This is a genomic window from Pseudomonas sp. NPDC088885 (genome assembly GCF_044750025.1).
Taxonomy (GTDB): domain Bacteria; phylum Pseudomonadota; class Gammaproteobacteria; order Pseudomonadales; family Pseudomonadaceae; genus Aquipseudomonas; species Aquipseudomonas rustica.
Genome location: NZ_JBIVJB010000113.1, coordinates 1 through 1797 on the forward strand (window position 1 = coordinate 1; position 1797 = coordinate 1797).

The 1797-nt window shown below is 62.5% G+C and carries 2 protein-coding genes; one reads left to right on the top strand and one right to left on the bottom strand.

Translation table 11 applies throughout. The features are described 5' to 3' along the window. The first annotated feature begins 90 nt into the window (after positions 1 to 90). The gene (gene tsaD / locus ACIP1X_RS25355; protein WP_053124416.1) at positions 91 to 1116 is read left to right on the top strand and encodes a tRNA (adenosine(37)-N6)-threonylcarbamoyltransferase complex transferase subunit TsaD; all 1026 of its coding nucleotides are present in this window, start codon (positions 91 to 93) and stop codon (positions 1114 to 1116) included. Positions 1117 to 1139: 23 nt separating this feature from the next. Here tsaD and plsY read toward each other — a convergent pair whose 3' ends face one another. After that, on the bottom strand, positions 1140 to 1709 hold the full coding sequence (plsY, locus tag ACIP1X_RS25360; RefSeq protein WP_053124414.1) for a glycerol-3-phosphate 1-O-acyltransferase PlsY: 570 nt from the start codon (positions 1707 to 1709) through the stop codon (positions 1140 to 1142). Between the last annotated feature and the right edge of the window lie 88 nt (positions 1710 to 1797).

Consider the following 1797-nt stretch of genomic DNA (forward strand, 5'->3'; position numbering starts at 1 on the left):
CAAAGCCTCTGATCGAAAACCGCTGGTCGGGGCATCACGTGGCGACTATTATGCGCGCCTTCGAAGTCAGCCTAAACAAGGCGCAAACCCATGCTAGTACTGGGATTAGAAACCTCCTGCGACGAAACCGGCGTCGCATTATATGACAGTGAGCGCGGTCTGCTGGCCGACGCGCTGTTCAGCCAGATCGACCTGCACCGCGCCTATGGCGGTGTGGTGCCGGAGCTCGCCTCGCGTGACCACGTCAAACGCATGCTGCCCTTGATTCGTCAGGTGTTGGCCGAAGCGGACTGTGTGCCCACCGAGATCGACGCGATCGCCTATACCGCGGGCCCTGGCCTGGTTGGCGCGTTGCTGGTCGGCGCTTCCTGCGCTCAGGCGCTGGCGTTTGCCTGGGGCATTCCGGCGCTCGGCGTGCACCACATGGAAGGGCATTTGCTCGCACCGATGCTGGAGCCAAAACCGCCGGAATTCCCGTTCGTCGCTTTGTTGGTCTCGGGCGGTCATACGCAGCTGGTTCAGGTCGATGGCATCGGCCAATACACCTTGCTCGGCGAGACGCTCGACGACGCTGCCGGCGAAGCATTCGACAAAACCGCGAAAATGATGGGCCTGAATTATCCGGGCGGGCCGGAAATCGCCAAGTTGGCGGAGAAGGGCGTTGCAGGACGTTTTACCTTTCCGCGTCCGATGTGCGATCGCCCGGGCCTGCAATTCAGCTTCAGCGGTCTGAAAACCTCCGCGCTCAACGCCTGGCAGCAGTGCGTCAGCGCCGGGGACGACAACGAGCAAGCCCGTTGCGACATCGCGCTGGCGTTCCAGCAGGCCGTGGTGGAGACTTTGACCATCAAGTGCAAGCGCGCCCTGAAACAGGCGGGCATGAAGCGTCTGGTGATCGCTGGCGGCGTCAGCGCCAACAAGGCTTTGCGCGTTTCGCTGGAGAAAATGCTCGGCGACATGAAGGGTGATGTGTTTTATGCGCGTCCGGAGTTCTGCACCGATAACGGCGCGATGATCGCCTTTGCCGGTTGTCAGCGTTTGCAGGCTGGTCAGCAGGAAAGTCTGGCGATCAGCGTGCAGGCGCGTTGGCCGATGGAGCAGTTGTCGCCGCTTTGATGAGCGGCGCTCATGGACGGTATTTAAAAATGCCGTTCGCGCCCGGCAAACAGGTCGCGTAGATTGCCGCGGTGGCGCCAGACGATCAGCAGTGTCAGCGCGCTCATCGGCAGCAGCGCCTCCGGTTCTTGCCAGGCCAGCAGTGGCAGGGTCAGCGGCGTGGCGATCAGCGCCGCCAGCGAGCTGGTGCGGGTCAGGTAGAACGTCAGCAGCCAGGCACACACGGCCAGCAGCGCGGCGGGCGGATACAGGCCCAGCAGCATGCCGGCGGCGGTGGCGACACCTTTGCCACCACGGAAGCGGAAATACAGCGGGAACAGGTGACCGATCACGGCACACACGCCGATCCACGCCTGCTCCTGCAGCGAAAGGCCGACAGCCGAGGCAATCAGCACCGGCACCAGGCCTTTGCACAGATCACCCAGCAGGGTCAGGATCGCCAGTTTGCGACCGACCAGGCGGAGCATGTTGGTGGCGCCGGCATTACCCGAGCCACTCATTCGCGGATCCGGATTTCCGGTCAGGCGGCTGAGCAAAATGGCGAAGGACAGCGAGCCGAGCAGGTAGGCGAGAGTCGCCAGTAACCAAAACATGCTAACTATACCGGGCGAGGACGACCTGATTCTAACGGCGCATTGCGCCCTTGTCGTGCAGCGGAGAGAAGTGCTTGGACAGAGTGTT